This is a genomic window from Candidatus Pelagibacter sp. HIMB1636, assembly GCF_052047675.1.
Classification (GTDB): Bacteria; Pseudomonadota; Alphaproteobacteria; order Pelagibacterales; family Pelagibacteraceae; genus Pelagibacter.
The window spans coordinates 645,519-663,787 of sequence record NZ_JBNAJP010000001.1 but is presented as its reverse complement, the minus strand read 5'-3'; the positions used below and the strand labels follow the sequence as shown (position 1 = coordinate 663,787).

The following is an 18,269-nucleotide window of genomic DNA, read 5'->3' as shown; positions in this document are numbered from 1 at the left end:
ATGGCTAATGAAGAAGCAAAGTATGAAGTAGTTGATAAAAATGAAATTTATGAGATCAGAAAATATTCTGATCGTTTAGCAGTTGAAACCTCTAGAGCTGGAATAGATAGTAATTTTAGAAAATTATTTAATTATATTTCTGGAAGAAATGATGCTCAAGAAAAGATAGCAATGACTACTCCGGTTACTCAAGTCGAAAAAAATGGAAATATGACTATGCAGTTTTATTTACCTTCAAAGTTTAATTCAGATAATGTACCTAACCCAAGTAGAGATGATGTAAGAATAGTAAATATTGAAGGAGGATATTATGCTGTACTTAGATATTCTGGCAGAGCTTCTGATGGAAATTTCATAAAACATAAAGAAATCCTAGAAAAAGAGTTAAACAAAAATAATATTTCAATTATAAGTCCACCTATTAGAGCTACATATGATAGTCCTTTTACCCTTCCAATGAATAGAAGGAATGAGGCAATGTATAAAGTGGAGTTTAATTCATGAAGTCAAAATTTAAAGCAATGGTGTTATCTTGTATGGACCCAAGATTTCAACATTTAGTTCACAATCATTTAAAGAAAAAAAAATTAACTGGTAAGTACAGTGCTTTTACAATTGCTGGTGCTGCAGTAGGGGTCACACACAATAAATTTAAAAAATGGCATAATACTTTTTATGATAATCTTGGAACTTCAATACAGCTTCATAAAATAGAAAAGCTTATTGTTATAAATCACAAAGATTGTGGTGCTGCAAAAATTGCTAATGGAAAAAAAGAATTTACACCAGCAAATGAAAAAAAAATACACCAAGACTCATTTAATAAACTTAAAAAAGAAATTAAAAAAAGATTTCCAAAACTAAAAGTGGAATTAAATGTAATTGCTTTAGATAGTAAAATTACAAAATTTTAATTATTGATTTCTAATCAAAGGGTAAACTTTTGGATTTAGATATTTTAAATTTGTTAACATAATCAATATCAATGTTACAAATCCGATTGAAAAACCTAAGTAGATTAAAACTTTAAAATCAAACATCCATACAAGTTCAAAGATATTTTCCATAATAAATTTAGAACCAATTACTGCAAAAAATATTGCAATCAGTATGACTGATTTAAATATAATGATAAATTCTATTAATGATGAGAGGATTATTTCTTTTTTTGAGAAGCCTAGAATTTTAAATACTAAGTTTTGATACTCTTTGACCTTACCTTGAACCATAATTGCACTTGAAATAACAATTAAACCAATCACAATAGTAACAGCTGATATTAGAGTAACTGCAATGAATACTTTATTTAAAACAGCTGTTACTTTTGTCAGATAATCTGCAATTTTTATCATGGATAAGCTAGGCATAACTTCTAGCATTTTAGTTTCATCAAATTTATCAGAGTTAAATTTTGCTGTTGCTAAATATTCATGAGGAATATTTTGAGCGAACTGAGGATTAAATAGCATTGCAAAGTTAATACTTAAATCTCGATAATCAACTTCTCTAAAATTAACTACTTCGCCATCAATTTCTCTTCCATAAATATTTAGAGTAAAAATATCTCCTAATTGAATGTTAAAATCTCTTGCAACTTTAGCGTCTAAAGATATCTGAAGTTGATTTGGTTTATTCAAATCCCACCATTTTCCAGCAACTAATGGATTATCTTCAGGAACATCTTCCACCCATGAAGATCTTCTTTCACTTCCAATTACCCAATAACTATCATTATCGGGTTTAATATAAGTATTTGGATTAATGCCATTAATTTTTGTAATTCCAGATGAAACCATAGGAACAACTTCAATGTCTGCATCTGGATCCATCTTTAATATTCCTTGCTCAAACTTTTCACGCTCTCCTTTTTGAATTCCTACAAAGAAATAATCAGGTGCAATATCAGGAATTGATTTAGCAATTTCTCTTTGAAAATTTGTTCCAACCAACGCCAATGTTAAAAGTAAAGTAACTCCTAAACCTAAAGACATTATAGTAATTGGAGTTATACTTTTAGTTTGAGTGATATTCTTAATTGATACCTTTAATGAAATATTGGAGCTTGATTTAAATTTTTTAAGAAAAAATATAATTATTCTTGAAAGAAAGAAAAATACAATCAAACATACAAAAAATGCAGCAAAGTATCCTAGACTGTAAGTTGGTTGTTCGGAGCCAACTGTAAATAACAAAACTAAAATAGAGAGCAAAATAAAACTTAAAACAACAGACTTTTTTGAATAATAAAATTGTAGGTTTTGAAAAACATTTCTAAATAAATTAGATGCTTTTACTTGGTCAATTGAACTTATTGTTGGGATAGAAAATATTACAAGTACCAACAAACCTACTAAAAATATTTTAATAAAATTCACAATAGAGAATACTGGATAAACATTTAATCCAAGTCCATCTGATAAGTATTTATCAGCAATAGGGACTATTAAAAAACTAGAGCCATAGGAGACAACAGTAATTACAAACAACAATATTAATAATTGAAGATAATATAGTGTTTTTATATTTCCTGAATAAAATCCAACTGCTTTTCTAACTGCAATTGACATGTTGTTTTGGTTAATAAAAGAGAGAAGGGTGTTTGCAATACCAATTCCAGCAATCAACATCGCACTTATTGAAACAAGAGATAAAAATTGTGAAAAATTGTTGATTATTCTCTTTATTCCACTTGCTGAATTTTCAGGATAACGAAGTTTTACTTTTTGATCATCTTTAAAGATATTCTCAATTTGTTTTTCTAACTCTTCAGGGTTATCTCCTTCTTTAAATTTTACTTTGTATTCGTAGTTTAAAAAGCTTCCAATCCCGTTTAGTTTTAATATCTCTAAGGTTTGTTTTCCAGCAAGTGCCCAATCACCAAAAGCAACAAATCCACTTACATCTGGTACTGATTTTATAATTCCAATAACTGTAAAATTTTGGTCTTGAACTTTAACTTGTTCATTAAGTTTTATATTTAGTGTTTTTGACAAACTTTCATTAATTAAAATAGTGTTTGGTTCCTTTTGCATTCGCTCGTATGCACCTTCAGGCTCAAATACTACTTCGCCGTATAACGGGTATTTTTCATCAACTGTTTTAATTCTAGTAAATAAAGATTTATTTTTTTCTCTTCCAGTTGTTGAAAGCATAGTGCTGAACTCAATCATTTGAGATACAGTTGCAAATTCTTTTACCTGATTAACTAGTTCTAGATTTCCTTGGTTACGATTGTAATCAATTTCTAAATCACCACCTAATAAGGCTTTAGCATTATCGTTCAGCTCTTTTTTAAGACTATCTTCAATAGTAAAAATAGCACTTAATATAAAGAGACTGATAAATAGAGTAACAATAATACTTGAGATTTTGTGATAGTTTCTGCTTAAATCCTTCAAAGCATATTTAAAAATCAAACTAAATTCAGATCGATTATTTAATTTTTCCATCTTTTATTTTGATTTTTCTTTTTGCTTTGTTTGCAAGTTTTGGATCGTGCGTTACCATGATTAAGGAAGACCCTTCCTCTTTTACATATTTAAATAGAATATCTGAAATCATTAATGAGTTTTCAGTATCCAAGTTTCCAGTAGGTTCATCAGCTAGGATTAATTCAGGCTTCATTGCTATAGCTCTTGCAATTGCAACTCTTTGCTGTTCACCACCAGATAACTGACTAGGTAAATTATTAAATCGGTGCTTTAAACCAAATCTATCTAACAAATTTTTTGCCTCACTCTCAGGATTTTTAAAATTATTTAATTCTAATGTTAAAGCAACGTTTTCAACTGCTGTGTAGTTTGGAATTAAATAGAAAGATTGAAATATAATTCCAATATTCTTCTTTCTAATCTCTGAAACTTCATCTTCATTTAAACCTGTTATTTCTTGATCTTGAAAAACAATTTTACCTGAAGTTGGTTTTTCTAGTCCTCCAACCAACATTATTAAACTAGTTTTACCAGATCCACTTTCACCTACGACAGAAACTGTCTCTTTTTGCTTAATGGTTAGATCAATATTCTTTAAAACACTGATACTTTCTTTACCAGTTTGGTATTTGAGATTTATTTTTTTTAATTTAAGAAGATCATTCATGAATAAAAGTTTATTTATAAAAATTTTGATGATCTTTCTAGTGCACATAAACGCTTTCGCAATAGAAAAGGTTGTCTTATTTGGCGATAGTTTGATGGCTGGATATGGTCTACCTAAAGAACATCATTTATCTGTAGTATTAGAAGATAATTTTAAAAAAGATGGTTTAAATATAAAGATAATTAATGGCAGTGTTTCTGGAAGCACATCTTCAGGAGGATTAAATATTGCTGAATGGAGTTTATCAGAACCTGGTATTGACTTAATCATTTTAGGTTTAGGCGCCAATGATATGTTGAGAGGAATAAAACCAGAAGAAACTGAGAAAAATTTAGAAGAAATCATAAAGATAGCAAATAATAAAAAAATCAAAATTATTATTGCAGGTATGGTTGCTCCAACAACACATGGTGCTGAATACAAAAAAAGGTTTGATGCAATCTATCCAAAACTATCAAAAAAATATAATTTACCACTTATCCCATTTTTACTTGAAGGAGTTGCACTCGATCCAAGTTTAAATCAACAAGATGGAATTCACCCAAACAAAGAAGGAACAATTAAAGTAAGTGAAACTATTAAAAAAAGTATTATTAATATTTTAAATTAAATGAATAAATTTTTATATAATCTTAAAGAAAGCAGAATTTTTCAGTTTGTTGTTATTTCAATTATCATATTAAATGCAATTACAATTGGAGTTAACACTTATGAATTAAGTGATCTTACCAGACAAGCAATTAATTATTTAGATTATTCAATTACTATATTTTTTGTTATCGAAATTATAATTAGGTTTATAGGAGAACCTAAAAAACTACAGTTTTTTAAAAGTGGATGGAATGTATTTGATACTTTAATTGTTTTAATTTCATTAATTCCAATTCCTAATAATTCTAGCTTCTTACTTTTAAGATTATTAAGAGTATTTAGAGTATTGAGAATTATCTCGGTTGTTCCAGAATTAAAAAAAATCATTGAAGCGCTGCTTACTTCAGTCAAAAGAGTTTTTTATGTTGGATTATTATTGTTCATCATTCTTTATATATACGCAACTATAGGCTCAATTTTATTTAGCACAGATATTCCTGAAAGATGGAGCGATGTTGGTGTTGCTATGATTACGTTGTTTCAGGTTTTAACTCTATCTAGTTGGGAACAAGTAATGCTGCCATTACAAGATGTTTACTGGTGGGCTTGGATTTATTTTTTCAGCTTTATAATTATATGCGGAATTACAATGCTTAATTTGTTGATTGCGATATTAGTGGACGTAGTAATCAATCAGAAAAAGCTATAAGACTTTTTAATGAAAAGATTTGTTGTAGTTTTAAGTTTCATTTGTTTTGGTTATGCCAATGCACAGAATACAAATATTACCATAGATAGAAATTTAAATCTTACATGTGCATTTGAAAAAGTAATTTTAAAAAATCCAGATCATAACTTTGAAACGTTCACAAAAGATCAAATTAAGAAAGATGATATTAATAAATTAATAATAGAGTCTAAATCACCAAATGTATTAAATATTAAAAATTTATCGAATTTTATTGATAAAATTGAACTAGACGTAAAAATTTCCAATAAAGATGTCGTTTTAATTCAAGCTCTTGATGATAATAACAATTACTCAGAATCGGCTGTTTTGACTTTTAAAACAGGAGAACTTATTCACGAGATAACAAAAAATATTAATCAAAAAGAAAAAGAAAAGGAAAAAGAAATTTTATTTTATAACTGTAAGAATAAAAATCAAAATACTTGATTATCTTTAGCCGAATAATTCTAAGAATATTATCAATTTGTATAAATAATAGACTACAGAAAGTGCTATAGAAACTTTTACAACTCTTGGCCAAAGCCAATTTTCATTATTACTTGCGCTTCTCCAGATCGCAATAGTAATTATTAATGTATAAATCAATAGTATTGCTAACTCTATTACGAGTATTGTTGCGTAAAAATTATTAATATTAGAAAAAATTTGTTTAATAATTAACTCAGGATTTTGACTATAATTAATAAGAGATTTATCAATTGAATCTAAAGCAAAAAAAAATGTTATAAAAATTATTAAGCTAAATATTAGCTGGTATAGGGTTCCATAAACCCAGAATGTTTTACCAAGTCCGTAGTCACCTTTAATCAAATTTTTTAAAAAATTCATTGATTTTCTATAGTCGTAATAATTACTAAAAAATAAACAAAATATTTAAATCTATTAAGCAATAAAGAGATTTTTTGATAAATAAATATTTTTTTTTCCATATAATAATTTAAAGTGAAATAATCGCTTCATGAAAAAAGTACTAATTACATTATTTTGTTTAAATTTTATTTTTTCTTCAGTTATTGCTGACTCTCTTGGAAATCTTAGAACAGTAAATCATTATCTATCAAATGGATATAATTTAGAGAGTACAATTTTAATAAATGATCAAAAAATATTGTATAATCTTAAAAATAATGGTTCGTCAAAAATGCAATTTGAACCTAAATTAATTACTTGTATTTATAATATAAAAAAAGAAACAACAAATTGCTACAAACCTTAAGAATTTTCATCTCAATAAATTTATAAATTCATTTTGAAGTTGTAAAAATATGATCAAATTGTTTTAAGAATAAAGACTCTATTATTCATATTTGTTAATATTTGATTATGAAAAAGTCATTTATAGTAATTTTAATTTTATTACTTTCACAATTGCAATCTTTTGCAAATGATCGAGACGTAAGGCTAAATCAATTATTTAATGAGCTAAAAGTTAATAAAGCAAAAGTAGCATCTATTGTTGAACAGGAAATTTGGTCTTTATGGAGCACTCATCCAACTGATGAAAAGCTGACTGCTCGTTTAGAAGAAGGTTCAATGTTTGTTAGAAACCAACAGCCAAAAAGAGCAAGAGAAATATTTACTGAAGTAATAAATCTTGATGAAAATTGGGCTGAAGCTTGGAATAAGAGAGCAACTGTTCTTTATATGTTGGGAGAATATCAAAAATCACAAGATGATATTGATAAAGTCTTAGAATTAGAACCAAGACATTTTGGTGCTTTAGCAGGGCAGGGTTTAGTAAATATTCAGTTAAAAAATTTTGAAAAAGCAATTAGAAGTTATAAACAAGCACAAGAGATTTATCCGTCCATGCGATCTCCAGAGATCATGATAAAACAAATCGAAGATTTGATGAAAGAACAAACAATTTAAAATGTGTGGAAGATACGTTGTTAAAAATCCAGTTACTAAAACTAGTTCTTTAGTTAAATCTGCAATTCAGGTTGAAGATAATGAAAACTATAATGCTCATCCTTATCAAAAACTTCCAGTTATAAAAAAATATAAAAATGGAAATACCTTAGAAGCTTTGAAATGGGGTTTGGTCCCAAGTTGGGCGAAAGATAAAGATTTTAAAGCTTTGATTAATGCACGACTTGAGACCATTGATGAAAAGGTTTCATTTAAAAAATTGATTAAAAATAATCGATGTGTTGCTGTTGCGGATGGATTTTATGAATGGAAGAGGGAAGAGAAAGAAAAAACTCCTCATTATTTTACTCGTGAAGATACCAATACTATCTATTTTGCAGGAATATTTGAAGACGATCAGTTTTGTTTAATTACAGAAGAAGCAAAAGAAAATATTAAGGAAATTCATCACCGACAACCAGTTATTCTTAATCAAGCGGATGTTAATAGATATCTTAATTTAGAATTACAAGGATCAGCGTTTCTAAATGAACGTAAATCACCAGATCTTATATTTCATGAAGTTTCAAAAGATGTAAATAAGCCTACAAATAATAGCGCTTCTTTAATACAAAAAATATAAATCTATTTTCTTTTATTTTTTTTAAATTTAAAATTTTTAGGTCTTTTTCTATTTTTAAATTTTCTTTTATTATTTTTGTTTTCAAATTTTTTGAATTTCTTCTTTTTACTTAATTTATTGTTAGAAAATTTATTCTTAAATTTCTTTTTAAATTTATTTTTTTTATTAAATTTCTTACTTTTTTGATTATTTGGTCTTGCTTCTTCTTTAACTTTAAAGTCAGGATCTATTAATTTTTGTATAGATCTCCACATACTTCTGTCGTTGTTTGTTAAAAAAGTTAAAGCAGAACCATCTTTTCCAGCACGACCAGTTCTACCTATTCTGTGAATATAATCTTCTGGAACTTGTGGAAGATCATAATTGATAACGTGTTTTATAACTGGAATATCTAATCCTCTTGCTGCAACATCTGTTGCAATTAAAATCCTACTATTACCATTTCTAAATCCTCTAATAACTCTATCTCTTTTACTTTGTCTAAGATTTCCATGAATGGCATCAGCTTTATGGCCATCATATTTTAATCTTTTTACAATTTTATCAGCACCATGTTTAGTTTTAACAAAAACTAAAATAGATCCACTTCTTTCAACTAATTGATTAATCAACTCATGATATTTCTTGTCTGCTGTGATTTGAAAAGTTTCTTGTTTAATTTTTTCAATTGGAGTTGATAAAGATCCAATAGACACTCTTTCAGGATTATTAAGATACTTTTGAGAAATTTTTAAAATGTTTTCAGGTAAAGTTGCAGAAAACAATAATGTTTGATGATTTTTTGGAATAAATTTTAAAATTACTTCTATTTGAGGAGTAAATCCCATATCTAACATTCGATCTGTCTCATCTAGAACTAAGTAATTTACTCTAGATAAGTTCAAACTTTTTCGTTCTATGTGATCGTTAATTCTTCCAGGGGTTCCAACTATAATTCTTGCTCCTTTTTTTAATTGTCTTAGTTGTTTTTGCATACTCTCACCACCAATTAAAAGAGCATTACCAATTCCTATTTCTCTAATATTAAGTTTTAAAACAGTTTCCATTACCTGTGTTGCAAGTTCTCTTGTTGGACAAATTATTAATGCCATTGCTTTCTTATCTTTTAAAAGCTTATTTAGCATTGGAATTGTAAATGCTAGTGTTTTACCGGTACCTGTTTGAGCAGTTCCTAAAACATCTTTTCCTTCTAAGCTAATTGGTATTGATTGACTTTGAATAGGGGTTGGAGTTTTAAATTCAGCTAATTCAATTGATCTTTTTAATTTATTTTCAATATTTAGATCAGAGAAGTTCATTATGTCGGGATTGATATAAATTTTAAGTAATTGAGTGTCTGCTTATATCTTTTTGTACCAAATACAATAAATAGTTTGGGAGGATTAATCTCTAAAGTTTACAAAGTCTATTGGAAGCCCAATATCAATAGCTTTAATAGCTGCTATAGCTTCTTGAAGATCATCTCTTTTTTTACCATCAACTCTTAATTCATCACCTTGAATTTTTACCTGAATTTTTAGCTTAAGTTTTTTAATGTCAGCAATTACTTTTTTTGCATTTTCCTGGCTAATACCTTCTTTAAGTTCACTTACTTGTCTAATTGCTCCACCTGAAGCACCTTCGGAACTTTTAACCTCTAAAACTCTTGGATCTACTTTTCTTCTTACTAAATGAGTTTGTAATAATTCATTAACTTGCTTTAATTTTAATTCATCAGGAGCATTAGTAGTAACTGATTTATCTTTTCGCTCTATAGTGATATGAAGTCCTTTAAAATCATATCGATTACTAATTTCTCTTAGGCAATTTGCTAAAGCATTATCAAATTCTTGATAATTAATTTTACTGATTACATCAAATGAAGGCATAGTTATTTATACAATAATCTATTTTTTATTAAATGAAATTAAAGATAATATTAATTTAAAATATGAAAAAAATTAAAATTCACATTAGAAATAATCATTGGAAAGAGGGATTTTTGCCTTGTGATGCTGAAGGTGAGAAAAATAATACAATCACTAAGGAAGAAATTGAAAAGGGTTTTGATCAATATCCTGAGTTAAGGGACAAAGTTGAATATGTAATTGATTGGGATGACGATAATTTTATCTCATCAATGCAATCAGCTAACATTTTACTCGGCTGGCAGTTTCCAACAAAAGATTTAAAACAAATTGCACCTAACCTTAAATGGATCCATGTGATTTCAGCTGGTGTTAATCATTTATCTCCTTTTGATTGGATGAACGAGGATTTAGTTTTAACTAATAGTAGTGGTGTTCATGCTAAAAAAGCAGGTGAGTTTGGTTTGATGAGTATATTAATGCTCCAAAATCACATGACTAGAATTGTAACCAACCAAAAAAATAAAGAATTTGTATCTTTACTTGGAAAACCTATTGAAGGAAGGAAAGTAGTTGTTGTTGGAACTGGTTCTTTAGGTGGTTCAATGATTAAACATATCAGTAAGCTTGGAGCTGAAGTTATTGGTGTAAATAGAAAAGGAAAAAATGTTGAGGGATGCTCTAAAGTTATTACGTTCGATAAAATTGATGAAGTGTTACCAGATGCTGATTTTTTATATTTAGCAGTTCCAGAAACGGATGAGACTAAAGGATTAATTAATAAATCAAGATTAGACAAATTAAAATCTACGTGTGGGATTGTTAATATTGGAAGGCAATCTGTTTTAGATTACGAAGCTTTAAGAATTAAACTTCAAAACAATGAAATTGCTGGAGCAATTTTAGATGTATTTTCACAAGAACCTATTCCAAAAACATCAAACCTTTGGGATACCCCAAATTTAATTATCACTCCTCATATATCCTCTGATAGTGAGGGTAATTATATTGAGATGGTTCTTAAAATTTTCTTTAAAAATTTAAAATTATTCACAGATAATAAAGAATTAATTAATCAAATAGATAGAAAGTTAGGTTATTAGATCTAGCTTAAACAAGCATTAAATGTTTGGGAAAAAACATTTATATTTTCTATTTTCTTTCTCAGTTTCTGAAGGATTAACATCTTTGCATTTTTCAGTTTTATTTTCACATCTTGAATAAAACGAACATCCTTTAGGTGGATTAATTGGGTCTGGCAATTCTGTTTCAACTAAACTTTGAATTTCAATTTTTTGATTAGTTTTAGGTATACTATTTAAAAGTAAATTTGTGTATGGATGATAAGGTTTTTGAAATAATTCTTTAGCATCAGATTTTTCAACTATATCACCAAAATACATAACCATTACCCTGTCACATATAGCTTCTATCACCGCAAGATCATGACTAATTACAATATAAGATAATTCAAACTTTTTCTGCAAATCGTTTAATAAATTTAATATTTGTGATTGAACTGAAACATCTAGAGCGGAAACTGGCTCGTCTAGGATTATAATCTTTGCTTTAGATAGTAATACTCTTGCAATACCAATTCTTTGAGCTTGGCCTCCTGAAAATTCGTGTGGGAAACGATTTAAAAACTCTTCTTTTAAATTAACTTCTTTAATTATGCTTTTAATCTCTTTTTCAATTTCTTTTTCATCGAGATTTCTAAGATATTTTAAAGGTGCTGCTAAAGATTGATAGATTGTTTTTCTAGGATTTAGACTGCTGATTGGGTCTTGGAACATATATTGAATATGATTTGGTAGTTCATACTTTTCATAATTATTTATATCTTTGTCTTGTATCTTTATTTCTCCAGAAGAAGGTGAAATTAATCCTGCTAGCATTTTTGCTAATGTTGATTTACCACAACCAGACTCACCAACTATCCCTAATGACTCTTTTGCCTTTAAATTAATATTAATATTGTTTACGGCTCTTAAATTTATTGATTGCTTGTTAAATAAACCTTTATTTTTTGAATAAAACTTTGAGAGATTATTTGCAGATAAAATGTCCATTGTATTATTCATGAGGGTACAAACATCTAACCTCACTATCTCCTTTCTGAACTATTTTGATATCTTCATTTAGGCAGTTGTTTTTTTTAATTAAGCAACGACTAGCAAATGAACATCCAATTTCTTTCTTATATGTGATAGATGGGGGACTACCTAATATTGTTGGAAGTTTTCTTTTTCCAAATCCAATATGAGGAACACATTCCATCAACTGACTAGTGTATGGATGTCTTGGTTTACTCATTATATTTTCTGTTTTACCTTCCTCAACAATTTGGCCTCCATACATTACAATTACACGATCGCAAATTTGCGAAACAACTCCAAAGTCATGTGAAATAAATAAAACGGATAATCCTCTCTCTTTTCTTAAAGTATCCAGTAATGATAATATTTGAGCTTGAACTGTTACATCTAAAGCAGTTGTTGGTTCGTCTGCAATAATTAATTCTGGATCATTAGTTAATGCCATTGCAATAGAAACTCTTTGTCTCATTCCACCAGAAAGTTCATGAGGATATGAATTCCATACATTATCAATATTTGGAATTTGAACTAACTTTAATAACTCTTTACCTTTTAATGTAGCTTCGTTACTTTTTTGATGATTATGTTCAATAAATGCTTCTTCAAGCTGTTTTCCAATTTTAATCAGTGGGTGTAGGGTAGAAAGAGGATCTTGGAAAATATATGAAATTTTATTTCCTCTTAACTCTCTAATTTGTTCATAATTCATTTTTAAAATATCATCACCCTGAAATTTTACTGATCCATCAACAATCACACCTGGAGGAGAAGCAACAAGACAAGTAATTGATAAAGCTGTTACTGATTTTCCTGAACCACTTTCACCAATTAATCCTAAACATTCACCTTTTTTTATATCAAACGAAACATCCTTGGATGCTATGTGTAATTTGTTATCAAATTCAAAAGCTGTAGTTAAATTCTGTACTGATAAAAAAGAATTACTGTTATTTTCAATATTTTTATTTAATTTAATTTGAGTGACAGGCTGAGGTTTAACCAATTCTCCTTTGCTTAACCTTGGATCTAATGCATCTCTAATACCATCACCAAATAAATTAACTCCAATAACAATTAAGAAAATCATAGCCCCAGGTACGTACGATGTATGAGGATTTACAATTAGTGAACTTCGTCCTTCCCCAAGCATTGAACCTAAATCAGCTTGCGGAGGTTGTGAACCTAAACCTAAAAAAGATAATCCAGCTGTTTCTAGTATCATCCAGCCAACAGTTGTTGAAATTGTAACAACTATAACCGGAAGAATATTTGGAAAAATTTCATAAATAATAATTTTAAAATTACTCATTCCAGATAATCTTGCAGCATCAATAAACTCTTTGTTAGCAATCGTGACAGTGACACCTCTGATATTTCTTGCAAAAAAAGGAATGTTAACTAAAGCAACTGCAATCATAGCATTAAAAAGACCAGGGCCTAAAACTGCAACTATTGCAAGTGCTAGCAAAATATAAGGAAATGCCATCAATACATCTATGATACGCATAATAACATTGTCAGTTTTATTTCCATAAAACCCAGCAATAGTTCCAAGTATTGATCCAATGGTTGCTGAAATTAAAGCTGCTGATATTCCAACCAACAAACTTAATCTAGTTCCCCATAATAACCTTGATAACAAATCTCTACCTAAGTGATCTGTACCCAGTAAGTACCCTTCTGAAAAAGGTAAAAGAAATCTGTCACTAGTTTTAATGACATCAGGATCTTTTAAAGGCAACAAAGGACTTAGAAATGAGACTACAAAAATTATAATTAATAAAATTCCACCAAATAAAGCAAGTTTGTTTCTTGAAATTAATTTTAAAAAATTAATCATTTAATCCTTGGATCTAAATATCTTTGTAACAAATCAACTGCGATATTGAACAATACATAACAAGCAGCAACAAACATGACACCACCTTGAACAAGTAAAATATCTCTTTTTAAAATTGCATCGACCAACATTCTTCCAACACCTGGCCATTGAAAAACAATTTCAATAAAAACAGATCCAGATAAAACAAATCCAGCCTGCAAACCTAAAATTGGAAGAATAGTGACAATTGCAATTCTTAAAACATGTTTGAAAAGTACATTTCCTTCTCTAACTCCTTTAGCTCTTGCTGTTCTAATGTAGTCTTGTCTAAGTATTTCTAAAACAGAGTTTCTTGTTATTCTTGCAACTACTCCAGTTGCAACTAATGCTAGTGCTATTGCAGGCATTATTAAATGATGGATTAAATCTAAAAAATCACCCCCACCATAAATTGCATACATTCCTGATACTGGGAGCCACTGAAGATTAACTGCAAATAATAAAATCATCATCATTCCTAAAAAAAATGATGGCAATGAAATTCCAGTTAAAACAGTAAAAGTGATTATCTTATCTGTAATAGTGTATTGTTTAAATGCAGAGATTGTTCCAATTAAAACACCAACAACAGAACATAAAATGAAAGCAGTTCCTGATAAAATTAATGTAGCATTAAATCTCTCTAAAATTTCATCCAATACTGGACGATTTAAAGCAAACGATCTTCCAAGATCACCTTGAACTAAATTGCCAAGCCAAATGAAGTATCTTTGAACTAATCCCTTATCTAATCCTAGCTGTTCATTTAGTAATTTTACATTCTCAGGTGTTGCATAAGAACCAAGTATTGCTGTTGCTGGATCCCCTGGAATTAGTGAAATAATAAAAAAAACTATAATTGTAATACCTAAAAGAACAGGGATTGCTGATAGTAATCTTTGAAGGAGATAATTCATGATAATACCCTAGGCTTTTTTAAGCCTAGGGCAACTATTATAATTCTTAACTTTTTTTAGTTTTTCTTAACGTCTTTTAATAAAAGTAAGAATGAAGGTTGAAGTGAAAAGTTACTCACTTTGTTGCTAGTAACTGCATTTTGTTTCCAGTTAGCAACAAATACCCATGGAGCATCTTCTTGAACAATTTCTTGCATCTCTTGATACAATTTTGCTCTTTCTGCTTGGTCAGTAGATGATCTTGCTTTATTTAAAAGATCATCAACTTTAGGGTTTGAGTAATATCCAGAGTTAAATCCTCCTTTGTCAGGCCAAGATTCTGTTCTTAGCGCTAAGAAAGGAAGTGTATCAGGATCGTTTGTCATCCATGCCATTTCTGCCATGTCTGCTTTTCCTTCTAAACCTGGGTTTACTTCACCTAGGAATGAGTTCCATTCAAAAGTTTTGATTTCAACATCAAAACCTACAGCTTTAAGATCTGCTTGTATTGCAGTTCCCATTGCAACAGGATCTAACATTCCAGAACCACCTTCAGTAACATAGAAAGTAAGTTTTGCACCTTCAACACCTGCTTCTTTAATTAAAGCTTTAGCTTTAGCAGGGTCATAAGGATATGGTTGTAAACTATTGTTATACGCCCAAGCAAATGCAGGAGGTGTTGGTCCAGCAGCTATCGCAGCTGTTCCTTCTAACACGTCATTTACAATTGCTTGTTTGTTAATTGCATAGTTAGCAGCTTGTCTTACTTTCTTATTAGCAAAAGGACCTTCTTTTGCATTTAAGATCAAGAACCAAACGTGAGGTCCTGCTTGTTCAACTACGCTAAATTTACTTCCACCAAATTTACTTAATGATGCAGGAGGAACTTCAACCATCATGTCAATTCCACCTGAAAGCATTTCAGCAACTCTAGTATTAGCATCAGTTATAGGTCTAAAAACAACTGCATCTGTTCCAGCTTTTCCATCCCAATAACCAGAGTTTTTGTCAACAACAACTCTTTCATTTGATTTCCATTCATTAAATTTAAATGGACCAGTACCAGAAGGATTTCTTCCAAAATCTTTTCCGTGTTTTTTAACACCTGCTGGTGAAACAATTAAACCTGTTGGATATGCCAAGTTAGATAAAAAAGGAGCGTAAGGCTCATTCAATGTAAACTTAACTGTATTAGCATTTACTACATCAACTGATTTGATTGCTGAAAAAAAGAAAGATAGCGGGAAAGGTCCTGTATTGTGATAAGGATGATCTTTGTTTAACATTCTATCAAAGTTAAACTTCACGGCATCAGCGTTAAAGTCTGATCCATCATGAAATTTAATTCCTGATCTTAAATTGAATGTATAAACTGTTCCGTCGCTACTAATATCCCAACTTTTTGCTAAAGCTGGTTCAACTTCTAATTTTCCGTCTGTATATCTTACAAGTCCATCATAGATATTCATTACTATTCTAAAGTCATTTACAGCCGTAACTGTACTTGGATCTAAAGATTTTGGCTCAGCTATTTGACCTACCACCAATACTTTGGCGTTAGATGCAACTGTAAAACCAGTTATGAAAACTAATGATAAAAGACTAATAAAAAACGTTCTTAACTTTTTTAACATTTTATCTCCATCGTTATATTTATTATAAATAAAGCCTAACAATTGATAATTTTGAATTCAACCCGATCATTTGTTTATTTCAGTTTTTCCTGAGCAAAAAAAATAGTAAAATAAAACAATTTTGTAGTAGGGTACCCATTTTATGACATTTTCAATTTTAGCTAGAAATCCAAAAACGGGCGAAATAGGTGGAGCTGCTGCAACAGGAAATCTTTGTGTAGGAGGATGGGTTTTAAGAGGAGATATAAAAAAAGGTGTTACAGCATCACAAGGTTTTTATCCAAGCACTATTTGGGGTGAAAACATTTTAAATAATTTAAATAAACATACACCAACAACAGCAACCAATAAGGTTATCAAAAATGATAAGCAAAAACATTACAGACAAGTTTCTTGTTTAAACTTATCAGGCAAAGGTTTTTCATTTACAGGAAATAAAAATACAAAATACTTTAATCATATTGTTATGCCAAATTTGGTTATAAGTGGAAATATGCTGTCCAACGATAAGGTGATTAATAAAATTGTGGATAATTTTAAGTTTAAAAATGAACCATTAGCCAAGACATTGCTAGAAGCTCTTAAAATAGGCAAAAAGTTTGGCAGCGACAAAAGAGGATTAATGTCTGCTGCATTACTAGTCTTTAAAAAAAACAATCCACCACTAAATATAAGAGTGGATCATGATAAAAATCCATTGGTAAAACTCGAAAAAATTCTAAAAATGACTAATAAAACTAAATATAAAGAGTGGTTAAAAAAACTTCCAACTAAATAATGATTATACAAAATTATATTGAAAAAATTGCAAAATGTTCAAAACCTGCAGAAGGGGTTACGAGGTTACCTTTTACAAAAGAACATAAATCTGCAAACAATCTTTTAAAACAATGGATGAGTGATGCTGGATTAAAAATTAGTTTAGATGCAGCTGGAACTTTAATTGGTAAATACGTCAGTCCTAAAAAAAATGCTAAAACATTATTGATAGGTTCACACCAAGATAGCGGTTACAACTCTGGAAGATATGATGGTATCATGGGAGTGATACTTCCAATTTTAGCTTTAAAAGAATTAAAGAAAAAAAAAATTATTTTACCTTACAATGTAGAAATTTTAGCTTTTGCAGATGAAGAAGGTGTTAGGTTTCCAACAGCATTAATGGGACCAAGATCATTAGCAGGAACGTTTAATAAAAAAGATTTAAAACTTAAAGATAAAAATAATATTTCTATTGAACAAGCTTTAAAAAGTTTTGGATGCAATCCATCAAAAATTAATTCATTAAAAAGAAATAAAAAAGATCTATTAGGCTTCTTTGAGGTTCATATTGAACAAGGACCAGTTCTAGAAAGTAAAAACTTAGCAGTTGGAATAGTGAATGGTATTTCTGGAATATCTAGATTTAAACTTGAAATCGAAGGTTATGCATCTCATGCAGGAACTACTCCAATGCATCTTAGAAAAGATTCATTAGCTGCAACTGCAGAAGTTATTAATGCTGTGGAAAATTTGGCTAAAAAAAATAAAAACTTTTTAGCAACAATGGCATCGATTGAGAATAGACCAAATAGTGTAAATGCTATTCCTGCAAAATCTTTATCTTTCGTAGAATGTAGAAGTGTCGATGATAAAAAAAGAAAAAAAGTAGAAAAAGAGATTTCTAAAAAAATTGGGCTAATTTGCAAAAAAAGAGGTCTTAAATTTCAATTAAACAAAACTTACGATCAAAGTGCTGTTAGTTGTGATAAGAAAATGATGAGTAAACTTAAAAAATCATTTCAGAATTTAAAATTAAATCCATTTGTATTGATGTCAGGAGCAACACACGATGCATCAGCGATGTCTGATTTATGTCCTATTTCAATGCTTTTTGTAAGAAGTCAAAAAGGTTTAAGTCATAACCCAAAAGAATTTACTATCGAAAAGGATATGCAAATAGCGGTTAAAGTTATTGAAAAATTTTTAATTAATTTTAATTGATTTAATAAGAGGTGT

The 18,269-nt window shown here is 29.2% G+C and carries 20 protein-coding genes; 11 read left to right on the top strand and 9 right to left on the bottom strand.

Annotation, left to right across the window (positions count from 1 at the left end):
* On the top strand, window positions 1–504 hold the full coding sequence (locus tag ACTTA6_RS03560) for an SOUL family heme-binding protein (RefSeq protein WP_440614539.1): 504 nt from the start codon (window positions 1–3) through the stop codon (window positions 502–504).
* The gene (locus ACTTA6_RS03555) at window positions 501–914 is read left to right on the top strand and encodes a carbonic anhydrase (RefSeq protein ID WP_440614538.1); all 414 of its coding nucleotides are present in this window, start codon (window positions 501–503) and stop codon (window positions 912–914) included. The genes ACTTA6_RS03560 and ACTTA6_RS03555 overlap by 4 nt, the downstream gene beginning before the upstream one ends.
* Here ACTTA6_RS03555 and ACTTA6_RS03550 read toward each other — a convergent pair whose 3' ends face one another.
* Both ACTTA6_RS03550 and ACTTA6_RS03545 read right to left on the bottom strand, forming a co-directional pair.
* Window positions 915–3,449, bottom strand: coding sequence for an ABC transporter permease (locus ACTTA6_RS03550; protein ID WP_440614537.1), 2,535 nt, complete (start codon window positions 3,447–3,449; stop codon window positions 915–917). It abuts the gene before it with no gap.
* Window positions 3,433–4,098 (bottom strand): ABC transporter ATP-binding protein, encoded by a 666-nt coding sequence (locus tag ACTTA6_RS03545; protein WP_440614536.1) that lies wholly within the window; start codon window positions 4,096–4,098, stop codon window positions 3,433–3,435. The genes ACTTA6_RS03550 and ACTTA6_RS03545 overlap by 17 nt, the downstream gene beginning before the upstream one ends.
* Between ACTTA6_RS03545 and ACTTA6_RS03540 the strand changes: the two genes are divergently transcribed.
* The 3 genes from ACTTA6_RS03540 to ACTTA6_RS03530 are packed head-to-tail and all read left to right on the top strand — an operon-like array spanning window position 4,097 to window position 5,866.
* Window positions 4,097–4,708, top strand: coding sequence for an arylesterase (locus tag ACTTA6_RS03540; protein WP_440614535.1), 612 nt, complete (start codon window positions 4,097–4,099; stop codon window positions 4,706–4,708). The two genes, ACTTA6_RS03545 and ACTTA6_RS03540, sit on opposite strands and share 2 nt — an antisense overlap.
* On the top strand, window positions 4,709–5,398 hold the full coding sequence (locus ACTTA6_RS03535) for an ion transporter (RefSeq protein ID WP_440614534.1): 690 nt from the start codon (window positions 4,709–4,711) through the stop codon (window positions 5,396–5,398).
* A 9-nt stretch (window positions 5,399–5,407) separates the two neighbouring features.
* Window positions 5,408–5,866 carry a hypothetical protein gene (locus ACTTA6_RS03530; RefSeq protein ID WP_440614533.1) on the top strand — a complete coding sequence of 153 codons (459 nt, stop codon included), beginning with the start codon at window positions 5,408–5,410 and terminating at the stop codon, window positions 5,864–5,866.
* A gap of 6 nt (window positions 5,867–5,872) precedes the next feature.
* Here the strand turns inward: ACTTA6_RS03530 and ACTTA6_RS03525 are convergent, their stop codons facing one another.
* Complete coding sequence (locus tag ACTTA6_RS03525; RefSeq protein WP_440614532.1) at window positions 5,873–6,268, bottom strand: hypothetical protein; 396 nt, start codon at window positions 6,266–6,268, stop codon at window positions 5,873–5,875.
* 130 nt (window positions 6,269–6,398) lie between these two features.
* Between ACTTA6_RS03525 and ACTTA6_RS03520 the strand changes: the two genes are divergently transcribed.
* The 3 genes from ACTTA6_RS03520 (at window position 6,399) to ACTTA6_RS03510 (ending at window position 7,934) form a co-directional block, all read left to right on the top strand.
* Window positions 6,399–6,656 (top strand): hypothetical protein, encoded by a 258-nt coding sequence (locus ACTTA6_RS03520; RefSeq protein WP_440614531.1) that lies wholly within the window; start codon window positions 6,399–6,401, stop codon window positions 6,654–6,656.
* Window positions 6,657–6,763: 107 nt separating this feature from the next.
* Window positions 6,764–7,312 carry a tetratricopeptide repeat protein gene (locus tag ACTTA6_RS03515; protein ID WP_440614530.1) on the top strand — a complete coding sequence of 183 codons (549 nt, stop codon included), beginning with the start codon at window positions 6,764–6,766 and terminating at the stop codon, window positions 7,310–7,312.
* A 1-nt stretch (window position 7,313) separates the two neighbouring features.
* A complete protein-coding gene (locus ACTTA6_RS03510) occupies window positions 7,314–7,934 on the top strand; it encodes an SOS response-associated peptidase (RefSeq protein WP_440614529.1) in 621 nt (206 codons plus the stop codon).
* Between the two features lie 2 nt (window positions 7,935–7,936).
* Here the strand turns inward: ACTTA6_RS03510 and ACTTA6_RS03505 are convergent, their stop codons facing one another.
* Window positions 7,937–9,232 carry a DEAD/DEAH box helicase gene (locus tag ACTTA6_RS03505; RefSeq protein WP_440614528.1) on the bottom strand — a complete coding sequence of 432 codons (1,296 nt, stop codon included), beginning with the start codon at window positions 9,230–9,232 and terminating at the stop codon, window positions 7,937–7,939.
* An 84-nt stretch (window positions 9,233–9,316) separates the two neighbouring features.
* Window positions 9,317–9,802 (bottom strand): YajQ family cyclic di-GMP-binding protein, encoded by a 486-nt coding sequence (locus tag ACTTA6_RS03500; RefSeq protein ID WP_262589405.1) that lies wholly within the window; start codon window positions 9,800–9,802, stop codon window positions 9,317–9,319.
* 62 nt (window positions 9,803–9,864) lie between these two features.
* Between ACTTA6_RS03500 and ACTTA6_RS03495 the strand changes: the two genes are divergently transcribed.
* Window positions 9,865–10,884: a D-2-hydroxyacid dehydrogenase gene (locus ACTTA6_RS03495; RefSeq protein ID WP_440614527.1), complete on the top strand. Its 1,020-nt coding sequence runs from the start codon at window positions 9,865–9,867 to the stop codon at window positions 10,882–10,884.
* Window positions 10,885–10,902: 18 nt separating this feature from the next.
* Here ACTTA6_RS03495 and ACTTA6_RS03490 read toward each other — a convergent pair whose 3' ends face one another.
* From ACTTA6_RS03490 to ACTTA6_RS03475, 4 genes are read right to left on the bottom strand one after another with little or no spacing between them, the layout of a single operon-like run.
* Window positions 10,903–11,853, bottom strand: a complete 951-nt coding sequence (locus ACTTA6_RS03490; protein WP_440614526.1) for an oligopeptide/dipeptide ABC transporter ATP-binding protein — start codon at window positions 11,851–11,853, stop codon at window positions 10,903–10,905.
* A gap of 4 nt (window positions 11,854–11,857) precedes the next feature.
* Entirely contained in the window at window positions 11,858–13,720 is a 1,863-nt protein-coding gene (locus ACTTA6_RS03485; protein WP_440614525.1) for a dipeptide/oligopeptide/nickel ABC transporter permease/ATP-binding protein, read from the bottom strand.
* Entirely contained in the window at window positions 13,717–14,658 is a 942-nt protein-coding gene (locus tag ACTTA6_RS03480; RefSeq protein ID WP_440614524.1) for an ABC transporter permease, read from the bottom strand. Before ACTTA6_RS03480 ends, ACTTA6_RS03485 begins: the two co-directional genes overlap by 4 nt.
* A gap of 56 nt (window positions 14,659–14,714) precedes the next feature.
* Window positions 14,715–16,271 (bottom strand): ABC transporter substrate-binding protein, encoded by a 1,557-nt coding sequence (locus tag ACTTA6_RS03475; RefSeq protein ID WP_440676748.1) that lies wholly within the window; start codon window positions 16,269–16,271, stop codon window positions 14,715–14,717.
* Window positions 16,272–16,413: 142 nt separating this feature from the next.
* On the opposite strand from ACTTA6_RS03475, the gene ACTTA6_RS03470 reads away from it, so the two are divergent.
* Together ACTTA6_RS03470 and ACTTA6_RS03465 are read left to right on the top strand one after the other, a co-directional pair.
* Window positions 16,414–17,049 carry a DUF1028 domain-containing protein gene (locus ACTTA6_RS03470; protein ID WP_440614522.1) on the top strand — a complete coding sequence of 212 codons (636 nt, stop codon included), beginning with the start codon at window positions 16,414–16,416 and terminating at the stop codon, window positions 17,047–17,049.
* Window positions 17,049–18,254, top strand: coding sequence for a M20 family metallo-hydrolase (locus tag ACTTA6_RS03465; RefSeq protein ID WP_440614521.1), 1,206 nt, complete (start codon window positions 17,049–17,051; stop codon window positions 18,252–18,254). The genes ACTTA6_RS03470 and ACTTA6_RS03465 overlap by 1 nt, the downstream gene beginning before the upstream one ends.
* Window positions 18,255–18,269: the final 15 nt, after the last annotated feature.